The 16,960-nt window shown below is 72.1% G+C and carries 18 protein-coding genes and 1 pseudogene; 14 read left to right on the forward strand and 5 right to left on the reverse strand.

What is annotated here, in order from left to right; translation table 11 throughout:
- Window positions 1-159 precede the first annotated feature (159 nt).
- Window positions 160-1,011 (reverse strand): LysR family transcriptional regulator, encoded by an 852-nt coding sequence (locus ACMXN5_RS33480; protein ID WP_439681333.1) that lies wholly within the window; start codon window positions 1,009-1,011, stop codon window positions 160-162.
- 95 nt (window positions 1,012-1,106) lie between these two features.
- Here ACMXN5_RS33480 and ACMXN5_RS33485 point away from each other — a divergent pair, with 95 nt between their 5' ends.
- The 4 genes from ACMXN5_RS33485 (at window position 1,107) to ACMXN5_RS33500 (ending at window position 4,855) form a co-directional block, all read left to right on the forward strand.
- Entirely contained in the window at window positions 1,107-1,619 is a 513-nt protein-coding gene (locus ACMXN5_RS33485) for a cupin domain-containing protein (RefSeq protein ID WP_439678647.1), read from the forward strand.
- A 138-nt stretch (window positions 1,620-1,757) separates the two neighbouring features.
- Window positions 1,758-2,120 carry a DoxX family protein gene (locus tag ACMXN5_RS33490; RefSeq protein WP_439678648.1) on the forward strand — a complete coding sequence of 121 codons (363 nt, stop codon included), beginning with the start codon at window positions 1,758-1,760 and terminating at the stop codon, window positions 2,118-2,120.
- A gap of 68 nt (window positions 2,121-2,188) precedes the next feature.
- Window positions 2,189-4,183 (forward strand): SMI1/KNR4 family protein, encoded by a 1,995-nt coding sequence (locus ACMXN5_RS33495; protein WP_439678649.1) that lies wholly within the window; start codon window positions 2,189-2,191, stop codon window positions 4,181-4,183.
- 84 nt (window positions 4,184-4,267) lie between these two features.
- A complete protein-coding gene (locus ACMXN5_RS33500; protein WP_439678650.1) occupies window positions 4,268-4,855 on the forward strand; it encodes a hypothetical protein in 588 nt (195 codons plus the stop codon).
- A 282-nt stretch (window positions 4,856-5,137) separates the two neighbouring features.
- Here ACMXN5_RS33500 and ACMXN5_RS33505 read toward each other — a convergent pair whose 3' ends face one another.
- From ACMXN5_RS33505 to ACMXN5_RS33515, 3 genes are all read right to left on the reverse strand, one after another.
- Complete coding sequence (locus ACMXN5_RS33505) at window positions 5,138-5,713, reverse strand: TetR/AcrR family transcriptional regulator (RefSeq protein ID WP_439678651.1); 576 nt, start codon at window positions 5,711-5,713, stop codon at window positions 5,138-5,140.
- A gap of 105 nt (window positions 5,714-5,818) precedes the next feature.
- A complete protein-coding gene (locus tag ACMXN5_RS33510) occupies window positions 5,819-7,216 on the reverse strand; it encodes an amidase (protein ID WP_439678652.1) in 1,398 nt (465 codons plus the stop codon).
- Window positions 7,203-7,412: a hypothetical protein gene (locus ACMXN5_RS33515; RefSeq protein WP_439678653.1), complete on the reverse strand. Its 210-nt coding sequence runs from the start codon at window positions 7,410-7,412 to the stop codon at window positions 7,203-7,205. Before ACMXN5_RS33515 ends, ACMXN5_RS33510 begins: the two co-directional genes overlap by 14 nt.
- 136 nt (window positions 7,413-7,548) lie before the next feature.
- On the opposite strand from ACMXN5_RS33515, the gene ACMXN5_RS33520 reads away from it, so the two are divergent.
- Window positions 7,549-8,817 (forward strand): MFS transporter, encoded by a 1,269-nt coding sequence (locus ACMXN5_RS33520; protein ID WP_439678654.1) that lies wholly within the window; start codon window positions 7,549-7,551, stop codon window positions 8,815-8,817.
- A gap of 22 nt (window positions 8,818-8,839) precedes the next feature.
- Window positions 8,840-9,739 (forward strand): MBL fold metallo-hydrolase, encoded by a 900-nt coding sequence (locus ACMXN5_RS33525; RefSeq protein ID WP_439678655.1) that lies wholly within the window; start codon window positions 8,840-8,842, stop codon window positions 9,737-9,739.
- Window positions 9,740-9,989: 250 nt separating this feature from the next.
- Here ACMXN5_RS33525 and ACMXN5_RS33530 read toward each other — a convergent pair whose 3' ends face one another.
- Window positions 9,990-10,556: a hypothetical protein gene (locus ACMXN5_RS33530; protein WP_439678656.1), complete on the reverse strand. Its 567-nt coding sequence runs from the start codon at window positions 10,554-10,556 to the stop codon at window positions 9,990-9,992.
- Between the two features lie 91 nt (window positions 10,557-10,647).
- Here ACMXN5_RS33530 and ACMXN5_RS33535 point away from each other — a divergent pair, with 91 nt between their 5' ends.
- The 8 genes and pseudogenes from ACMXN5_RS33535 to ACMXN5_RS33570 all read left to right on the forward strand — a co-directional run bounded on the left by ACMXN5_RS33535 (window position 10,648) and on the right by ACMXN5_RS33570 (window position 16,851).
- Window positions 10,648-11,664, forward strand: a complete 1,017-nt coding sequence (locus ACMXN5_RS33535) for an SMP-30/gluconolactonase/LRE family protein (RefSeq protein ID WP_439678657.1) — start codon at window positions 10,648-10,650, stop codon at window positions 11,662-11,664.
- A 401-nt stretch (window positions 11,665-12,065) separates the two neighbouring features.
- Window positions 12,066-12,377 (forward strand): hypothetical protein, encoded by a 312-nt coding sequence (locus ACMXN5_RS33540; RefSeq protein ID WP_439678658.1) that lies wholly within the window; start codon window positions 12,066-12,068, stop codon window positions 12,375-12,377.
- A gap of 46 nt (window positions 12,378-12,423) precedes the next feature.
- Window positions 12,424-12,630 carry a hypothetical protein gene (locus ACMXN5_RS33545; protein WP_395795462.1) on the forward strand — a complete coding sequence of 69 codons (207 nt, stop codon included), beginning with the start codon at window positions 12,424-12,426 and terminating at the stop codon, window positions 12,628-12,630.
- A 213-nt stretch (window positions 12,631-12,843) separates the two neighbouring features.
- Window positions 12,844-13,839 (forward strand): alpha/beta hydrolase, encoded by a 996-nt coding sequence (locus ACMXN5_RS33550; protein WP_439678659.1) that lies wholly within the window; start codon window positions 12,844-12,846, stop codon window positions 13,837-13,839.
- 63 nt (window positions 13,840-13,902) lie between these two features.
- Window positions 13,903-14,427, forward strand: a pseudogene (locus ACMXN5_RS33555) (hypothetical protein); the annotation flags it as partial.
- 57 nt (window positions 14,428-14,484) lie between these two features.
- A complete protein-coding gene (locus tag ACMXN5_RS33560) occupies window positions 14,485-14,817 on the forward strand; it encodes a helix-turn-helix domain-containing protein (RefSeq protein ID WP_439681334.1) in 333 nt (110 codons plus the stop codon).
- 15 nt (window positions 14,818-14,832) lie between these two features.
- Window positions 14,833-15,726, forward strand: coding sequence for a helix-turn-helix domain-containing protein (locus ACMXN5_RS33565; RefSeq protein WP_439678660.1), 894 nt, complete (start codon window positions 14,833-14,835; stop codon window positions 15,724-15,726).
- A 159-nt stretch (window positions 15,727-15,885) separates the two neighbouring features.
- A complete protein-coding gene (locus tag ACMXN5_RS33570) occupies window positions 15,886-16,851 on the forward strand; it encodes a helix-turn-helix domain-containing protein (RefSeq protein ID WP_439678661.1) in 966 nt (321 codons plus the stop codon).
- The last annotated feature ends 109 nt before the right edge of the window (window positions 16,852-16,960 follow it).

Genomic DNA, 16,960 nt, shown 5'->3' on the forward strand with positions numbered 1-16,960 from the left:
GGGGCGGGCGGCACCGGCACGCCCGGAGCACCGCCCCGCAGACCCCGAATCCCGGAAGGACCATCGCCGACGGGATCCGGTTCGGCCGCGTCGATGCCCGAACCCTCCGCGCACCGCACGCAAGCACCCGCCCCAGCCGGGCCATGGCCGCTCGCGCGCTCAGCGGCGGTACGCCGCCGTCGCGATCTCGACGAAGGAGCGGATCAACGGGTTGCTGTCGCCGTCGTTCCACACCGCGACCACCCGGCTCGGCGCCATGTCGACCAGCGGAACCACGGTCAGGTTCTCGGGCAGCACGTTCCCCGCCAGGCCGTGTCCGAGCGGAGCCAGACCGACGGTGCTGTTCCAGAGCACGGCCTGCACACATTCCTGGACGACGCGCACCACCGGGCCCTCGCGCGGCTCGCCGCCGTTCCAATACGACTGCCAGATCGGGTCGGTGCCCGGTGGGAACTGGAACCAGCGGCGGTCGCCCAGATCGGCGATCTCCAGACGGTCGCGTCGGGTCAGCGGATCGTCGGCGCGCAGTACCGCACCGACCGGATCCGCGCGCAACTCGCGCACCGTCAAGGCCGTCTCGTCGAACGGCGCACGCGTCAGGGCCACATCGACCAACCCGGCGCGCAGCCCACAGGTCGGGTCGGTCAGGTCCGCGTCGCGGATGCGGATGTCGACGCCGGGGTGGCTGCGGCGGAAGGCGGTGGCCAGCCTGGTGATGTCGGGATCGCTGCTGTCCCCCAGGATGCCCACGGTGATGCCCGCCAGGCCGGCCGCCGCCGCCACGCGCACGCGGAGGAGGTCGGCCTGCCCGAGCAGGGCCCGCGCCTCGTCGAGCAGTGTCGCCCCCACCGGGGTGAGCGTGACACCGCCGGGCGAGCGGGTGAACAGCGCGGCCCCGACCTCGGTCTCCAATTGCTTGATCGCGCGGCTCAGCGGCGGCTGGCTCATGTGCAGCCGAGCCGCGGCCCGGCCGAAGTGGAGTTCCTCGGCGACCGCCACGAAGTAGCGCAGGGTACGTAGCTCCACGCTGCAACGATACCCGTACGGTATCGGCGTGCCGGAATGGGTCTTGGACAGCGACCGAGCCCCGGCGGTGCACTTGGAGCATGTCCTACGAGAACACATCCGCTGAAGCGAAATCCGGTGAACCGCAGGCCGCCCACCCCGGTGTCTCGGTGGTCGGCCCCGACGACGGCGAGGTGATCATCATGGCCACCACGCGCATGCGAGTCCTCGAGGACGGCAGCCACACGGAGCACCGTCTCGGGGTCACCGAATCCATCCTCGCCCCGCACACCTCGGGGCCGCCGCAACACCGCCATGCCCTGCACGACGAGGGCTTCTACATCGTCTCGGGCACGCTGGTGTTCACCATCGGGGACACGCGGCACGAGGCGACCGCGGGCACACTCGTGGTCGTCCCGCGCGGAGCCCCGCATACCTTCGCCAACCCGACCGACCAACCCGCCGTCCTGCTCAGCATGTTCACGCCCGACCTGTACGTGCAGTACTTCCGAGACCTCCAGGCCCTGGCCGCGGACGGCGAACCGCCGGCGCCACGGGCCGGCCTCGAGACGATGAGCCGCTACGCCACCGTGGCCACCACCGACTTCGCCTGAAGCCGGTGGCGTGACCGGGCGCCCCCAATCCCTCGGCAGCCCTTCGGCGCCCGGATCGCTCACACACGCCCATCCACGACCCCCGGGCCGCCCCGGACCCGGCGGGTCACCCCCATGCGGTGACCCCGAACGGAGATCATGAACATCGCCTATTGGATCGTCGCCGGCCTGCTCGCCTTCTTCTACCTCTACGCGGGTGGGCTCAAAATGGTCCGCAGCCCCGAGTTGCTCCGGCCGATGATGGCTTGGGTGGACCGGATACCGCTGCCCGCCGTCAGGGCACTGGGAACGGTCGAAGTGCTGGGCGCCGTCGGCCTGCTCCTCCCGCCGGCGACCGGCATCGCCCCCTGGCTTGCCCTGGCCGTGGCGATCGGGCTCACCGTGCTGCAAATAGGCGCGATCGCCGTCCACTTGACCGGCGAAGACCGCCGAATCACCCTCAACATCGGGCTCGTCACCGCTGCCGCCGCGACCATCTGGCTCGCCACCGGCCGGCTGTAATCGAGCGCAATCCCCGCCCGCCCGAAGCCACTTCGTCGGTGGGGGCTGCAACCATCGGGGACATGACCATGACCGAACCAGATCATGCGGACGACTGGCCCGACTTCCTCGCGCGTTGGAGTGCCGAGTGGGCGGATGCCCGAGACTCCGACCACCTCGCGGGCGACAACCTGGCGGCATGGCGGCGCCGGTGGTTGGGCTTCCCCGGCGCCGACGAGGAGCGGTTGGCCGCCCTGGAGACGCGAATCGGTCGACGCCTGCCGCCCTCGTACCGCTCGTTCCTGGCACTCACCGACGGCTGGCTGAACGCGGGGAACTTCGTGATGCGGCTGTCCGGTACGGCCGAGGTCGCCCCGCTGAGCCGGGCGGAAGCCGAGGAGTACACCGAATACGACGGCTACCTCTGGGAGGACGACGACCCCACCGAGGAAATGATCCACCGGTCCCGGATGTGGCACCGGGCCCTGCGAATCGACGCCGAGGCGGATGCGGGCATCCTGATGCTCGATCCGGGCGACGTCGGCCCGGACGGCGAGTGGGCGGTCTACTCCTGGCACAGTTGGAGAGCCGAGTCGGCGAAGCGTTTCGAGTCCTTCCGCGCCTTCATGCAGGACAAGTACCGGGAGTTCCACGCACTGGCCGCGGGCAGTGGCATGGTCAACGACACCACCCGAGCGCTGGACGCGGAGGTGGAACAGGCCCGCGAGGACGTGCTTGCCGGGCGATGGGAACAAGCGGCCGAAGTCTTCACTCGCGCCGGGGCGTTCGGTCGTCCCGGCGCGGGAGAACTCGGGCGCCAACTGTGCGCGTTCCTCGGGAAGTTCGATGCCTGGCCGGGGGCGTATCGCCTGCACGGGGGCTCGGACGAACCCACCGAGATCCTGCCGGCGTGCGTGGCCCTGGAGATCCGCCGCTCGTGGCGGCGACCGCACGAGGTGATCAATGAACTACCCGAGGAGGTACGCGAGTTGGCCCAAAGCATCGCCGACGCCACGTTCGTCTACGAACCCCCCGGCCCCTTCGGCGCCGTCGTGTCGCGGGCGCGTGAAGCCGCTCGGTGGGGCGACACCGACGGCGCATGGCGGGTGCTGCGCGACGGCCTCGCGCACTGGACCCCGCCCACCCGGGACATCGTGGCGCCGGTCGGTCTGCTCGCGGATCCACTGCTCGCCCCGGTGATCACGCCGGAGCGCGGCCGGGAGTTGCTTGCGGTGCCTCGCGCGGGCCGCACCGGCGCGCCGCCCGAGCCGGGGCCGGACCTGGACCCCGAGGGCCTGGACTGGCTCGCCGGGCAGACCTGGCCCTTCCACGGCGGCCACCGCTTCGTACTGGTCGAAGGTGTCGAACCGGCGCGTCTGGTGGATCTGTTCGGTCACGAGGAGCAGAACGGGCTTGCCGCCTCGGCCACTTCGGATGAGTTGATCGAACGCCGCATGGCGTCGGGACACCTGTGCTCCGCCGATCCGTGGGACGACCGCGCCGTCATGGTGGTGGGCCGGGCGGGCTCGCCCGGATGGGCCTTCGCGTTCGCTCCCGAGTCCGGTGCCCCCGACGCGGACCGGCTGCGCAGCCCGGCCGCCCGGGCATCACGATCGGCTTCGGGCGCGCGGGCCGTGGCGGTGTGGTGCGTCCCCGGCTCCCGCCTGGAGCCGGGCGGGCCCTGGGAACCGCCTGCGTTCCACCTCTCCATGGCCCGGGACGGCGAGATCGAGTACGCCCTCACCGTGACGATGCCGCCAATCCTCGCGGCGACCGAGGACGGGCCGGCACGCACACCGGTGGTGACCCGCGCCGGCACGCTGCCCCGCGCGTTCGACCCGGACACGATGCTCGCCGAGGTCGCGACCGCCGGGTCGGAGGAGCGCGACCGACGCCCTGGCGAGGACCACATGCTCCGGGCGATCGCCGACGAATTCGGGGTCACGCTCCCCCGCCACGCGCTGCTGCGTGGCCGATTGCACTCCTTCGAGACCGTCAGCTGGTCCCGCGAGGCCCGGCCGGGCGACAGATGGCTGAGCATCGGGACCGGTTGGTCGACGCGAGGGCTGCCCGAGGGCACATAGGCGAGCCGGGCGCTGTACGGGGGCACGAGGGACGTTCGCCCATTGCGGTGAATCCGGCTGAGCGGCGGAGGGGTTGTCGTGCCGATGGGGGAGGAAGTCCTCGCCACGGTGTGCGGATCCGCGCGCCGGTCCCACGACGAACGCGGGGTACACATGACGAGTGCCGACCGTACGAGTATCGACCGCCGGAGCGCTCTGCGCCTGACCTCGGCCGCCGCGGTCGGCACGGGCCTGGTCATCGGCGCCGGGGGTGCCGCCGGCGCCGCGCCGTCCCGGGCCGGGAAGTTCACCCTGACCGGCAAGCGATCGGGCGCGAACATCCCGAACGTGCTGACACCGGGCGCCGGATACTTCGTGCGCTACGACCTGACCGACGCGGACGGGAAGGCGGCGGGCACGGAAAGCGCGTTCACCGTCCCGGTGACGGTCGGGCCGGACGGCGCCTTCGTCGTCTCGAACCTCGTCCTGAGCCTGAACGGCGGCCTGATCACCGCCGCTTCCGGATTCCCACGCCCCCTGCCGTCGGTCACCGAAATCGCACTGACCTACACACCGTGGTCACACATCTTCGCGGTAACCGGCGGCACCGACACCTACATCGCCGCCACCGGCACAATCACCATCGAACACCCGACCAGGGACGACGACCGCCTGACAATCGACCTGACCTGACCCAACCCGATCCGGTCCGGTCCACCATGAGCCATATCCACCATGAAGGGTGGGCTCCGCCAACGCCCTCGCGCTCAGCGTCGACTTCAAACGCCTGCGCAGCACCCGCACCGGCAACCCCCGCCACGCCGCAGCAAATCTCCGACGCCGGACGCCTGATCCCGACGGTCGGCGGTGCCGTCGCGGGACCGCCCGTCGAGTAGACGACGGTGGACGGGATCACGGCGGGCGGCTTCCGTGTGAGAGGTGTCCGTCATGATCCGGATCGGTCGCCGTCGCCCGTTACCGGTCGGCTTCCGGGCGTGCGTCGAGGAGGTCGGCCACCAGGCGGTGGGCATACGCGGTGTCGAGGCCGGCCGGGCGGAAGAGGATGCGGTACATCATGGGGGCGACGACGCGGTCCATGGCCGTCTCGGCGTCGGGGGTGTTCTCGCCGCGGTCGGCCGCACGCACGAGGATGGCGTCGATCTGTTCGGCCGCGTAGGCCGAGCACTGGCCGGCGTTGCTGCCGTCCGGGTCGCCGAGCAGGGCGTCGCGGATGTAGGCGCGGCCCGAGGCGGACGTCATCTCGTCGAGGAACTGCTCGGCCCAGGCCGTCAGGTCGGCGCGCAGGTCGCCGTGGTCCTCCGGTTCGCCGTCGGGGCGCAGCCGTTCCACCGCGACGTCCGACAGCAGTTCCTGTAGGTCGCCCCAGCGCCGGTAGATCGTCGACGGGGTGACGTCGGCGCGCTGGGCGACCAGGGGGACGGTCAGCGCGTCGCGCCCCACCTCCGACAGGAGTTCGCGCACGGCGGAGTGCACCGCGGCCTGGACCCGGGCGCTGCGCCCGCCGGGGCGCACCATCTGCCTGCGACTCATGGCACCACCTTAAAGCACAATTCTTGCGTTTAGGGAGGTGCTTGACGGCTGCGCCGGGGCTTGCCGGCCACTCCGGGCACTCCGGCCTCGCCGGTCACGCCGTGCTCAGCCGACCGGCGCGAGCGTTGGGGCGGGCTGTGTGCGCTCGTAGGCGTGGCCCACCCTCAGCAGCATGCGCTCGCCGAAGGGCCGACCGAGCAGCTGCATGCCGATGGGCATGCCCCCCGTGTCGTGGCCGACCGGGACGGACAGGGCGGGCACTCCGGTGATGTTCGCCGGGGAGGACAGGCGTACGTAGGCGTCGGAGACGCTCTCGACCGTGCCGTCGGCCCATGTGACGGTTTCCTGGCCGGCCCGTACCGCGGTTATCGGGACCGTCGGCGCGGCGATCACGTCGACCTCCGCCAAGAGGCGGGCCCACGCGTCGCGCATCAGCGTGCGGGCGCGCTGGGCACGCAGGTAGTCGCCCGCGCCCATCAGCTCGCCGGCCTCCAGGAGGATCCGGACGTCGGCCTGGTACAGCTCGGGCACGGTGCGCAGGGTGCGCTCGTGGTAGGCCGTGGCCTCCGGCACCATCAGGCCCCACTGGGTGGCCTGGATGTAGCGGGTCATCGGGATGTCGACCTCGACGAGCCGAGCGCCCAGGGCCTCCAGCCGGGCGATCGCGTGGTGGACGGCGGCGGCCACCTGTGAGTCGACGTGGTCGAAGTAGTAGTTGCTCGGTACGCCGACGCGCACGCCCGTCAGGTCCGGATCCGGGCCGGGGTCCGGGCCCGGGTCCGGGTCCGGGTCCGGGTCGACCGTCGGCAAGGCGGGGTCGCGCCCGGTGAGCGCGGGCAGGACCAGGGCCGCGTCCTCGACGGTGCGGGTGATCGGCCCGACGTGGTCGAGGGACCAGGACAGGGAGGTGACGCCGGCACGGGGCACCAGCCCGTAGGTGGGCTTGAGACCGACCACGCCGTTCAGTGCGGCGGGCACCCGGATCGAGCCGCCGGTGTCGGTGCCGAGGGCGAAGGTCGCCGCGCCGGCGGCCACCGCGACCGCGGACCCGCCGCTGGAGCCGCCGGCGATCCGGTCGTGGTCCCAGGCGTTGCCGGTCTGCGGGGTGGTCAGACCGTAGGCGAACTCGTGGGTGTGGGTCTTGCCGACCAGGACGGCGCCGGCGGCCCGCAGCCGGGCGGCCACCGCGGCGTCGGCGGCGGCACGGTGGTCGGCCCGGACCCGGGAGCTTGCCGTGGTGGGCATGCCGGCGACGTCGATCAGGTCCTTGAGAGCGGCCGGGATGCCGTGCAGCGGCCCCCGGTACCCGCCCCGGGCCGGCTCGCGCTCGGCCTCGCGCGCCGTGCGGCGGGCCTGCTCGGCGGTGACCGTGACGTACGCCTCGACGTGCGGCTCCACCCGGTCGATGCGTTCGAGGACCGAGTCGACCAGTTCGACGGGGGACAGTCGCCGTTCGCGGATCTCGGTCGCGGCGGCGGCGAGGGTCAGCTCATACGGCTGCATCGGGCTGCTCCCCTCCCGCTCGGTACGCGCTGCCGGGCGGGGTGTCCCCGAAGTCCAGCTCGCGCAGGGTCGCCACGACGGAGTGGATGTGGTCGGCGGTGGCCGCGACCGCGGCGTGGCGGTCGCCCGGCAGCACAAGTCCGGCCCGGGCGGCCCAGCGGGCGGCCTCGGGCGGCGTGAGTTCGGCGAAGGACACGGATCCCTCTTTCGGTCGGGGCCGGAGTGGCGATGCACCCCGGCGTCAAAAGCCAACGATTTGCTTTAGTGCGACGGTAGGACCTACCGTCACTTAAAGCAAATCCATAGCTTTTATGGGAAGGAGTCCCAGTCCCATGTCCGGCGGCACATCCGGCGCACCCGCGCACTGCCTCCTCCGGGCCGGGCGTACGGGCAGGAAAAACCGCGCGGTGTCCTTCGCCCTGGACACGTCGATCCTCGCGGCCCTCCTGGCCGCCTCCAGCGCCCCGACCCCGCTGTACCCCCTCTATCAGGAGCGGTGGGGCCTTTCCGCGCTCGCGGTCACCGTGGTGTTCAGCGCTTACTCACTGGCGCTGCTCGCGGCCCTGCTCACCACGGGAGCGCTGTCCGACCACGTGGGGCGGCGCCCCGTCCTGGCGGGTGCCTTGATCGTGGAGGCCGCCTCCATGGTTCTCCTGGCCTCGGCGGACGGCGCGGGCTCCCTGACGGCGGCGCGCCTGCTCCAGGGACTGGCCACCGGCGCGGCCACCGGCGCCGCGGGCGCGGCCCTGCTCGACCTGGAAAACCCCCGGTACCCAGGCCGGTCGGCCCTGACCAACACCATCGCTCCCGTCGCCGGCATGGCCGCGGGCGTCCTGGTCTCCACCCTCCTCGTCCTTGCCGCGCCGGCCCCCACGGTCACCGTCTACGCACTGATGGCCGCGCTGTTCGCCGCCCAGGTGATCGCGGTCGTGTTCACCGCGGAGACGGCCCCTCGCCGTGCGGGCGCGCTGCGTTCGCTGCGACCACACCTCGGCGTCCCGCCCGGGGCGCGCCGCACTCTGCTGACCACCGGCACCGCGATCGTCGCCATCTGGGCACTGGGCGGCTTCTACTCCTCGCTGGGCCCGGCCCTGGTACGCCTGATAGACCCGGACGCCCCGCAGGCCGCCCGCGGCATGGTGTTCTTCGTCTTCGGCGCCACCGCCGTGGTCACCGTGTGGGCGCTGCGCCGCGCCGAGCCCCGCACCATCGCGGTCGGCGGCAGCCTGTCGATCCTGCCCGCCACGGCCCTGACCCTGAGCGGCCTGCACGGTGGCGGACTGCCCGCCGTCCACGGCGGCGCGGCCCTGGCCGGCGCAGCCTTCGGCGCCGTCTCCCAGGGGGCGCTGCGCCTGCTCCTCGCCTCGCTCGACGCGCGGGACCGCGCCGCGACCCTGGCCGCCTACTACGTCCTCGCCTATCTCTCCATGAGCCTGCCCGCCATCGCTGCGGGCGCCGCCACCCGGCACTACGGGCTCGGGGCCACAACCCACGCCTACGCCGTCGCCGCCGCCCTCCTCGCCGTAGCCGCCCTCGCGGCACTCACCGCGTCACGGCGCAGAACGGCCGAGGCCCACCCCGCGACCGGCCACCTCCACTGAAGAACAAAGGAGACGATCGATCATGCAGACCCCCTCCGCCACCGGCATCCCTTCCTGGACCATCGGCGACGTCACCGTCCGCCGCATCGACGAGATCGCACTGCCGCCGGCGACCGGGCCATGGCTGCTGCCCGACGCCACCCCCGAGGTGGTGGCCGAACAGGACTGGCTGCGCCCCGACTTCGCCGGCGGCGACGGCATCCTCCACATCGACAGCCACAGCTTCGCGTTCGTCGTGGACGGGCTGCGCGTACTCGTCGACACCGGCATCGGCAACGGCAAGGAACGGGCCAACCCGGCCTGGCACGACCTGCACACCGACTACCCGGAGCGCCTCGCCGCGGCCGGCTTCCCGCCGGACTCCGTCGACCTGGTGGTCCTCACCCACCTGCACGCCGACCACGTCGGCTGGAACACCCGGGAGGTGGACGGCGCGTGGGTACCCACCTTCCCCTCGGCCCGCTACGTCACCGCCCGCGCCGAACGGGAGTTCTGGGCCGGGTACGACATGGAGGAGGCCCGCCGCCAGATGTTCCGCGACTCGGTGATCCCGGTGGAACAGGCCGGCCTGCTCCACCTGGTCGACGTCCCCGCCGAGGGCACGCGGATCGCCCCGGGCCTGCGCCTGCTCCCGACGCCCGGCCACACCCCCGGTCATGTCGCCGTCGAAGTGACCAGCCGGGGTGAGACGGCGCTGATCACCGGCGACTGCGTACACCACCCGATCCAACTCGCCCACCCGGCCATCGGCGCCTGCGTCGACATCGACCCCCGGCAATCCGAGGCCACCCGCCGCGCCCTGCTCGCCCGCCTCGCCGACACCGAAACCCTCCTACTGGGCACCCACTTCGCCCCACCCACCGCCGGCCGAATCATCACCCACAAGACCACCCACCGCCTCCACCCGGTCCCCCCATCCTGACCCCCACCGACCCCGACGGCGGCCGAAGACGAACCCCGTCGCCGATCCCCGACCGGGACGTCCGGGTTCCCGTGCGGCCCCCTGGCCCGACCGGCGCCGCTTCGCCGCCACGCCCGACGTCGCGCTACGCAGGGCTGCCCTGACCCGGGTTTCGGTGCGGGCTGCCGGGCGTCGAACTTTCGCGCGATTCGCGCGGTGGCCGCTGCGGCGTCGGTGAAGTCGGTGGTGGCAAACCGGTCCTGGGGCCTCGTCAGCGCCGCGTAGGTGTGCAGGGTGTCGCTGTTTTCGCGGTGGGTGGGCGAAGATCTTCTTGCCCGGCGAGGGCGCGATCGTCGATCCGCCGCCGATCGCCTTCGCGGCGGCGGCGTGCCTGGTTTCGGCGTCGAAGAGTCAGGTCTCGACGAAGGAGTCGATCGTGCCGGCGCGTGCCGTCGTACCAGAACACACCGCCGGCGTAGTGAATCGTCCGGCCGGTCGCGGACTCCGTGAGGTTCAGCGACTCGTAGTTCTCGGGACGGTCGCGGACCAGGGCGACGAGGGATTCGGGGACGCCCCGGTAGAAGGACTCCTGAAGCGCGAAGTCCTCCTCTGCGTACAGGTTCAACGCCGACTCGTGATCGAACGTCAACAGCAGCACACGGCCGTCCTCGGCGAAGTACCAGACCGCGGACTGTCCGCCGCCGTCGTTCCAGGCCAGGCGCCGTGCGCCGGTCACCGCCACCGGTGCGACACCGGCGAGGTCGTCCATGACGGCCGCGCGGCGCCGCACTTCGGGGAGGGGTGTCGCGGCCAGGGCATCCCACGTCACATCACTCATTCCCGCAGGTTATCCACCCCCCACGACAAGTCCGTCACCCACCGCCCCGCCCCGCCCCGAGCATCGCCGACCCCCCGCCACGGAGCCCACCATGACCGCGACCCGCCGCCTCATCTCGCCCCGCCGCTGGACTCCTCCCCCGGCCCCCGCCGATGGGGGACGCACGCACGTCACCGGCCGGTTCGTCGTCGACCGCCGCATCGCGACCGGCGGTCGCGGGCCCGAGGACGTGATCTTCGACGAGCGGGGCCGATTGCTCGCCGGCCTCGACGACGGCACCGTCGTGCGTATCGACCCGGCCACCGGCGCCCGCACGGTGCTCGGGAACACCGGAGGCCGTCCGCTGGGGCTCGAACCCTCCGCCGACGGCGGCGTCCTGGTGTGCGACCACGATCGGGGGCTGCTGCGCATGTCCGCCGACGGATCGGTCGAAGTACTCGTCGACACGGTCGAGGGCCGGCCGCTCACCTTCGCGAGCAACGTGGTGGAAGGCCCGGACGGGACCGTCTGGTTCACGGTGTCCACACGCCGCTGGGACCTGGAACACCACCTCGGCGACTTCCTGGAGCACTCCTGTACCGGCCTGCTCGTCCGCCGCGACCGCGACGGCACCGTCACCGTGCTCCGTAACGACCTCAAGTTCGCCAACGGCCTCGTCCTCGCGCCGGATGCCTCCCACCTGCTCGTGGCCGAGACCAGCGGGTACCGGGTGGGCCGCTACCGACTCACCGGCCCGCACGCCGGCGGCATGGAGCCCTTCGTCGACAACCTCCCGGGCCTGCCCGACAACATGAGCCTGGGCCGGGACGGGTTGGTGTGGGTATCGATCGTGGCACCCCGAAACGCGCTGCTGGACCGGCTGTTGCCGCTGCCGGGCTTCCTGCGGCTGCTGGTGTGGAACCTCCCCGAGGCGTTCCGCCCCGAGGCCGCCCCCATCGCCTGGGTAATGGCGTTCGACCTCGACGGCGGCCTCGTCCACGACCTGCGCACGGACGACGGTTCGTACGCCTTCGTGACCGGCGTCGCCGAACACGACGGAACACTGGTCGCAGCCGGCCTGCACGAGGACGACATCGTCGTCCTGGCCCGCACACCCCCGGCCGGGTGAAGAGCCGCCGGAGGATCTCGGGGACGACGAACCCGAGCCCACCAGCGCCACGGCGCGAACACAACACGCAGACGCCGGGCCGGTCCCCGGGGCAACCGGCGCGAATCGGCCGTCACTTGGTGTCGAGTCCCGGAAACCTCCCAGATCCGTGGGATTTCGTTGCTCGAGCGCAACGGCGAGGATAACGACAGCGCGTTCCGAATCAGGTGCAGTCGGTGGTCGGCCACCCGTACCGGTCCGGTGGATCGCGCCGTCCAAGCACGTCCCGATCCGTCGGGACGCGGCGCCACTCGCACTCCGCACGAGATGGGACGAACATGCAGATCAGACGCAGCGTAACGATTCTCCGCGAACGAGCCGACCCGGCGCCCGAAACCAGGGGGCGCGCCAGGCTGGTTCGCATGGTCGCGATCGGCGCACTCTCCCTAGGCACGCTGGGCGTGGGCGCCGCGTCGGCCTCCGCCGCCGTCGAGGCTCCGGCCGGCACCGACCCCAACGTCGCCGCCGCCTACCGGTGCGATGTCGTGTACACCACCGCCTACTACTCCTGGATCACCACCGGCCACAGCCACATCGACTCGATGCTGCACGCCGAGCGGAGCTACACGGCCTGCGATGCCAAGCGCCAGACGTACCTCGTCCGTCCCGGCGATCTCCGTCCCGACAAACCGATCATCATCGACCCGAGCGTGCTCACCCCGGTCCGACCGTAGCCGCACCACGGCACCGATTCTCCTACCGGAAAAGCGAGTTGATCCCATGAAGATCCGTCGCATCGCCACTGCCATCGCGGGCGCGGCCGTCCTGGCCCCGGTGCTCGTACTGACCGCCGGTTCCGCGGCACACGCGAACCCGCCCTACGCGCACTCCAAGCTGGAGCGGTGCACCATCGACTGGAACAACAACTACTGGTCCGGCGGCGAGGCCTTCGCCCGCGGTCAGTGGAAGGCGTGCATGGGCGGGTAACCGTCCCGCGCCCCGGGCGCCGGTCGCGGCCCACCGTGGGTTGCGGGCGGCGCTCGTCGGGGGCGGCCTGGGGTCGGTGGAGGAATCTGTGCACGGAGCGGCACGTGTTCCCCCGGAGGGGCGGCCCCCGCATCGGGTCCGCTCCGTAAGGTGGGGATCGGAAGCCGCGCCCGTCGGTCGAGAGGCCGAGGGCATGCCGAAGCAGGAGTCTCCGTGGACCACGAACGCCAACCCGGACGGGAACCGGTCGTGCTCGAACCCTTGGTGCGCGCGTTCGTGGACGAGCACCGGCGCGTGGCCTCGACCGGGGCGGACGGAGGGCGCTCGACCGTGCGGCCCCACGATCGCCTCCCGGGACGGCACCCGGAGACGTCCGGCATCACGTCCGGCATCACGTCCGACATCACGTCCGGCACCCACGCCGCGGACCCCGACGTCGAGGAGGCGAGGCTGACGGTGCCCGTCGCGCACGACGATCGTCAGGTCGTCCGCGTCCTGCGCCCCGTCGACGCCGACGAGCCGCTGCCGGTGATCCTGTATGTGCCCGGCCCGTCCCGGACGCGGACCGGCGCTCCCCCGCAGCAGGCGTTCGAGCGCGACCTCGTGCTCGGCGCGGATGCCGCGGTCGTCGTCCTCGACCCGCCGCACCCCCACGGCGAGCGCCATCCCGCCACGGTGGAGCGTCTCCACACGATTGTCGCGTGGCTCTTCGAACACGGCGCGGACGTGGGACTCGACCCGCGTCGCGTCGCCGCCGTCGGCGTGTCCACCGGGGCGAACCTGGTGGCCGGCCTGACCCTGGCCACCAGGCGCCACGGCGGTCCGCCGCTGCTTCAGCAGGTGCTGATCTGCCCGACCACCGATGCCTCGGCCTCGACGTCCTGGTATGCCGAGTTCGTGGACGGCTACGTCCCCGATCCCGGGCTCCGCGACGAGAGCACCGGGTCGCCGCTGCGCGCCGGTGTCGACGAACTGGCGGGCCTGCCTCCCGCACTGATCCTCGTCGCGGAGGCCGACGTCCTGCGCGACGAGGGGGAAGCGTACGCCGCCAGGCTGCGCACCGCCGGTGTCCCCGTCGTCTCGCTGCGCTACCACGGGACGATTCACGCGTTCGTCGCCCTCGACGCGCTGCGTGACAGCCACGCCTCCCGGGCGGCACGCATCCAGGTCGTCGACACGCTGCACGTCGCCTTGCACACCTGGCGCTAGCTGTATTCACCCGTGAGTCAGTTGACCTAACGTCACCCATGGACGCCGCGGCACGATCGTCGAGCGGCCGGTCCAGCGCCGTACGACGGCGACTTGGGCGGAGTGACGATGCGGCCTGTGACGGTGACGGAACCCTCGCGGGCCGAGGCGACGTCCGGCCACCCGTCGGCCAACCGCTCCGGACTGCGGGCCCGCACGGTATGCCTCCTGGCCGGGGACGGGCTCCCCGGCCTCGGGGGTGAGGCGGACACGGACACGATCGTGGTCGTAGTCCCCATCTCCGGATCGATCGCCGTGACCACCGACGACGGCGACGACGTTCTCTCGACGGGCACCCTCCTCGTCGTCGACGGCCGGCGCCCGTCGACGTTCACCTCCGTCGGAGCCTGCGAACCGGCACTCGTGGCGTTCGCCCGGGGACTGCTGACCGAACCGGACCCGGCCATTCGGCGAGCGACCGGCCGTGTCCTCGACGCCGAGCGCGGCACCGCCGCCCTCGTTTCGTCGGCCGTGGTGTCCCTGTGCCGAACCTCGGGGTCCGACCACGTACCGCTCGACCGGATGAGCCATCACGTGGCGGACCTCGTCTCGACGCTGATCGCGGAACTCGCCGAGAGTCCGCAGCCGGCTCGTGCCGACGAACTGATGGCCGACATCCGCTGGTACGTCAACTGCCACCTCGGCGACCCGGGGCTGAGCCCCGAGCGCATCGCGGCGGCGCACTACGTATCCGTCCGCTATCTGCACAAGCTCTTCGAGGGGGAAGGCGTCACCCTCGCCCGCTGGATCCAACGGCGTCGCCTGTACGAGTGCCGTCGGGAACTCGGGCGTACCGGCCGGGACACCGTGAAGGTCGCCACCGTTGCCCAGCGCTGGGGTTTCGCCAACCCGGCGCATTTCAGCCGGGCCTTTCGCGCCGCCTTCGGTGTCTCCCCCCGGGACTGGCGCGAGTCGCGCGCCACGGGACACGAGGGCTGAGGTAGGGAGCGACAGGTGAGCATCACCGATCAGGCGTCGTTGCCACGTGTGGTCCGCACGAACCGGCTCGGCTACCTCCGGGTCGCGACGATCGAGGCGGACCCGGGCGCGCCGCACACGGTTCACACGCGCTTCGCGGACCGGGCCGACCCGTACCTCGGCGTCGGGCTCCAGGATCTCGGCACCTCCCGGGTGGCCCAGGACGGGCACGGATCGCTCGTGCGCCCGGGCGAACTCTTCGTCGTCGACTCGGACAGGACGTTCACCCTCGAACCCGAGAGCCACGTGCGCGTGCACGCGTTCCGTGTGCCCCGCCGGGCCGTGGCCATCGCCGACCGTGACCTGCGTGCCGTCACCGCGCAGGCCATCGTCCCGGGCACCGGGGTCTCCGCCGTGGTCAAAGCCGTGTTGACCTCGCTGGCGTGTTCGCCGGATCCCTTCGCACCGGCGGTGGGCGAAAGAGTGGCGGGCAATGTCACGGAACTGCTGGCGAGCCTGATCACCGAGCTCGCCCCGTCGGCGACGCCGGCGCCGACCTCGGTGTCGGACGAACTCACGCTTCGTATACGGGAGTACATCGACGCGAACCTCGGCGATCCCGACCTCACGCCGGAGCGCGTCGCACGATCGCAGCGCATCTCGCCGCGCTACCTGCACCGGGTGTTCGAGTCCGAGGACACCACCGTGGGCAGGCTGATCCAGCGCCGCCGTCTCGAGGAGTGCGCTCGCGAACTCGCCAGGCGCGGACGCACCAGCCCCACCGTGGCGGCGGTCGCGCAACGCTGGGGCTTCGTCAGCCCGGCCCACTTCAGCCGGGCCTTCCGCGCGACGTACGGCGTTTCTCCGACAAAGTGGCGCGACCGGGGTCAGGGGCCGCACCCGGCGGTCCCCACCCGTCAACAGTCCTGACGACGGGCACGGGCACGAGCACGGGCCCCGGTCGGCGAGATGCCACCTCGGCCGCCGGCCCGCGGCAGGCACGACCGTAACCTGATGCCCCAGATCCAACGCGTCCGTGCGTACGCGACGGGCGCACCCCGAATGATCGCGGCCTGGTGAGGAGGCGGTGTGGACATCCTGCTGGAAACCACGTTCGACGACGAACGCGACGCGCGTGAGCACCTCGAAGCCGCGTTTCGCCGATCCCTCGGGCCGGTCGGGGTCACGGTTCCGCGCGGGCGTCGGGTCGGAGCCGTATTCACCGGCACCCGGATCGGATACGCACGCGTCCTCACCGTCGCGTCGAGCGGCCTGGGGTTCGGCCGCAGCGCCCGGATGACGGACCGTCACCCACTGGGCGCGGTGACCGTCGTCCTCCAGCGTCAGGGCGTCGCGTCCATCGCGCAGGACGGCCGCGACACCGTACTCAGGGGCGGTCAGGCCGCCATCATCGACATGCGCCGTCCCTTCGCCGTCCGCCAGTTCGACGACTTCACGATGAACCTCGTGCGGTTGCCACACGACATCGTCGCCCGGCTCGGCGGAGCGTTGGAAGACGCGACGGGTCGGGTGATCGCGCCCGGATCCGGTGTCGGCGGGATCTTCGTCGACTTCGTCGCACGACTCGCCGACGTCTGCGTGCAGGTCTCCGCCGGGATCGGCGAGCGTCTCGCCGGCCACACGGCGGAGCTGCTGGCGACCGTCCTCGAAGAGGAGCGCCGGGCCGTCGGCGCACGAACCGATGGCGCGCTCCCGCGGGTACACCTCGTCGACCAGGTCCTCGGCTACATCGACACCCACCTCGGCGACCCCGGACTGTCCCCAGAGGCCATCGCGGCACAGCAGCGCATCACGGTGGACCATCTCCACCGACTCTTCGACGGGGAGGGGGCCGCGCTCGGCCGGATCATCGAGCAGCGGCGTGTCGACGCGTGCGTCCGTGACCTCGACCGGCGCGCCCCCGTGCACCCGCGACTCACCGAGGTGGCCCGTCGCTGGGGGTTCGCCGACACCGCGCACTTCACGGAGGCGTTCGCGGCCGTGCACGGCACGCCGTTCGGGACGCGCCGCGCCCGGCCGCTCGCGACGGGGTAGCTCCGCGACGCGGACGGGAGGCGTACGTTCTGGAGGTCGGGTCGAGCCGATCCGGTGCGGCGGGCTACTCCCATGAGGCGGGGTACTACAGTGGACCGGCGACGGAGCG

This window comes from Embleya australiensis (genome assembly GCF_051903075.1).
Classification (GTDB): Bacteria; Actinomycetota; Actinomycetes; order Streptomycetales; family Streptomycetaceae; genus Embleya.

What these genes read in the sequence shown, in the direction of transcription:
- ACMXN5_RS33510 (WP_439678652.1), bottom strand. Translation starts at nt 7,216, where the DNA reads ATGCAGCCGTATGAGCTGACCCTCGCCGCCGCCGCGACCGAGATCCGC.
- ACMXN5_RS33500 (WP_439678650.1), top strand. Translation starts at nt 4,268, where the DNA reads ATGGGGGAGGAAGTCCTCGCCACGGTGTGCGGATCCGCGCGCCGGTCC.
- ACMXN5_RS33495 (WP_439678649.1), top strand. Translation starts at nt 2,189, where the DNA reads ATGACCGAACCAGATCATGCGGACGACTGGCCCGACTTCCTCGCGCGT.
- ACMXN5_RS33530 (WP_439678656.1), bottom strand. Translation starts at nt 10,556, where the DNA reads ATGAGTGATGTGACGTGGGATGCCCTGGCCGCGACACCCCTCCCCGAA.
- ACMXN5_RS33505 (WP_439678651.1), bottom strand. Translation starts at nt 5,713, where the DNA reads ATGAGTCGCAGGCAGATGGTGCGCCCCGGCGGGCGCAGCGCCCGGGTC.
- ACMXN5_RS33490 (WP_439678648.1), top strand. Translation starts at nt 1,758, where the DNA reads ATGAACATCGCCTATTGGATCGTCGCCGGCCTGCTCGCCTTCTTCTAC.
- ACMXN5_RS33535 (WP_439678657.1), top strand. Translation starts at nt 10,648, where the DNA reads ATGACCGCGACCCGCCGCCTCATCTCGCCCCGCCGCTGGACTCCTCCC.
- ACMXN5_RS33545 (WP_395795462.1), top strand. Translation starts at nt 12,424, where the DNA reads ATGAAGATCCGTCGCATCGCCACTGCCATCGCGGGCGCGGCCGTCCTG.
- ACMXN5_RS33540 (WP_439678658.1), top strand. Translation starts at nt 12,066, where the DNA reads ATGGTCGCGATCGGCGCACTCTCCCTAGGCACGCTGGGCGTGGGCGCC.
- ACMXN5_RS33520 (WP_439678654.1), top strand. Translation starts at nt 7,549, where the DNA reads ATGTCCGGCGGCACATCCGGCGCACCCGCGCACTGCCTCCTCCGGGCC.
- ACMXN5_RS33485 (WP_439678647.1), top strand. Translation starts at nt 1,107, where the DNA reads ATGTCCTACGAGAACACATCCGCTGAAGCGAAATCCGGTGAACCGCAG.
- ACMXN5_RS33560 (WP_439681334.1), top strand. Translation starts at nt 14,485, where the DNA reads ATGGCCGACATCCGCTGGTACGTCAACTGCCACCTCGGCGACCCGGGG.
- ACMXN5_RS33525 (WP_439678655.1), top strand. Translation starts at nt 8,840, where the DNA reads ATGCAGACCCCCTCCGCCACCGGCATCCCTTCCTGGACCATCGGCGAC.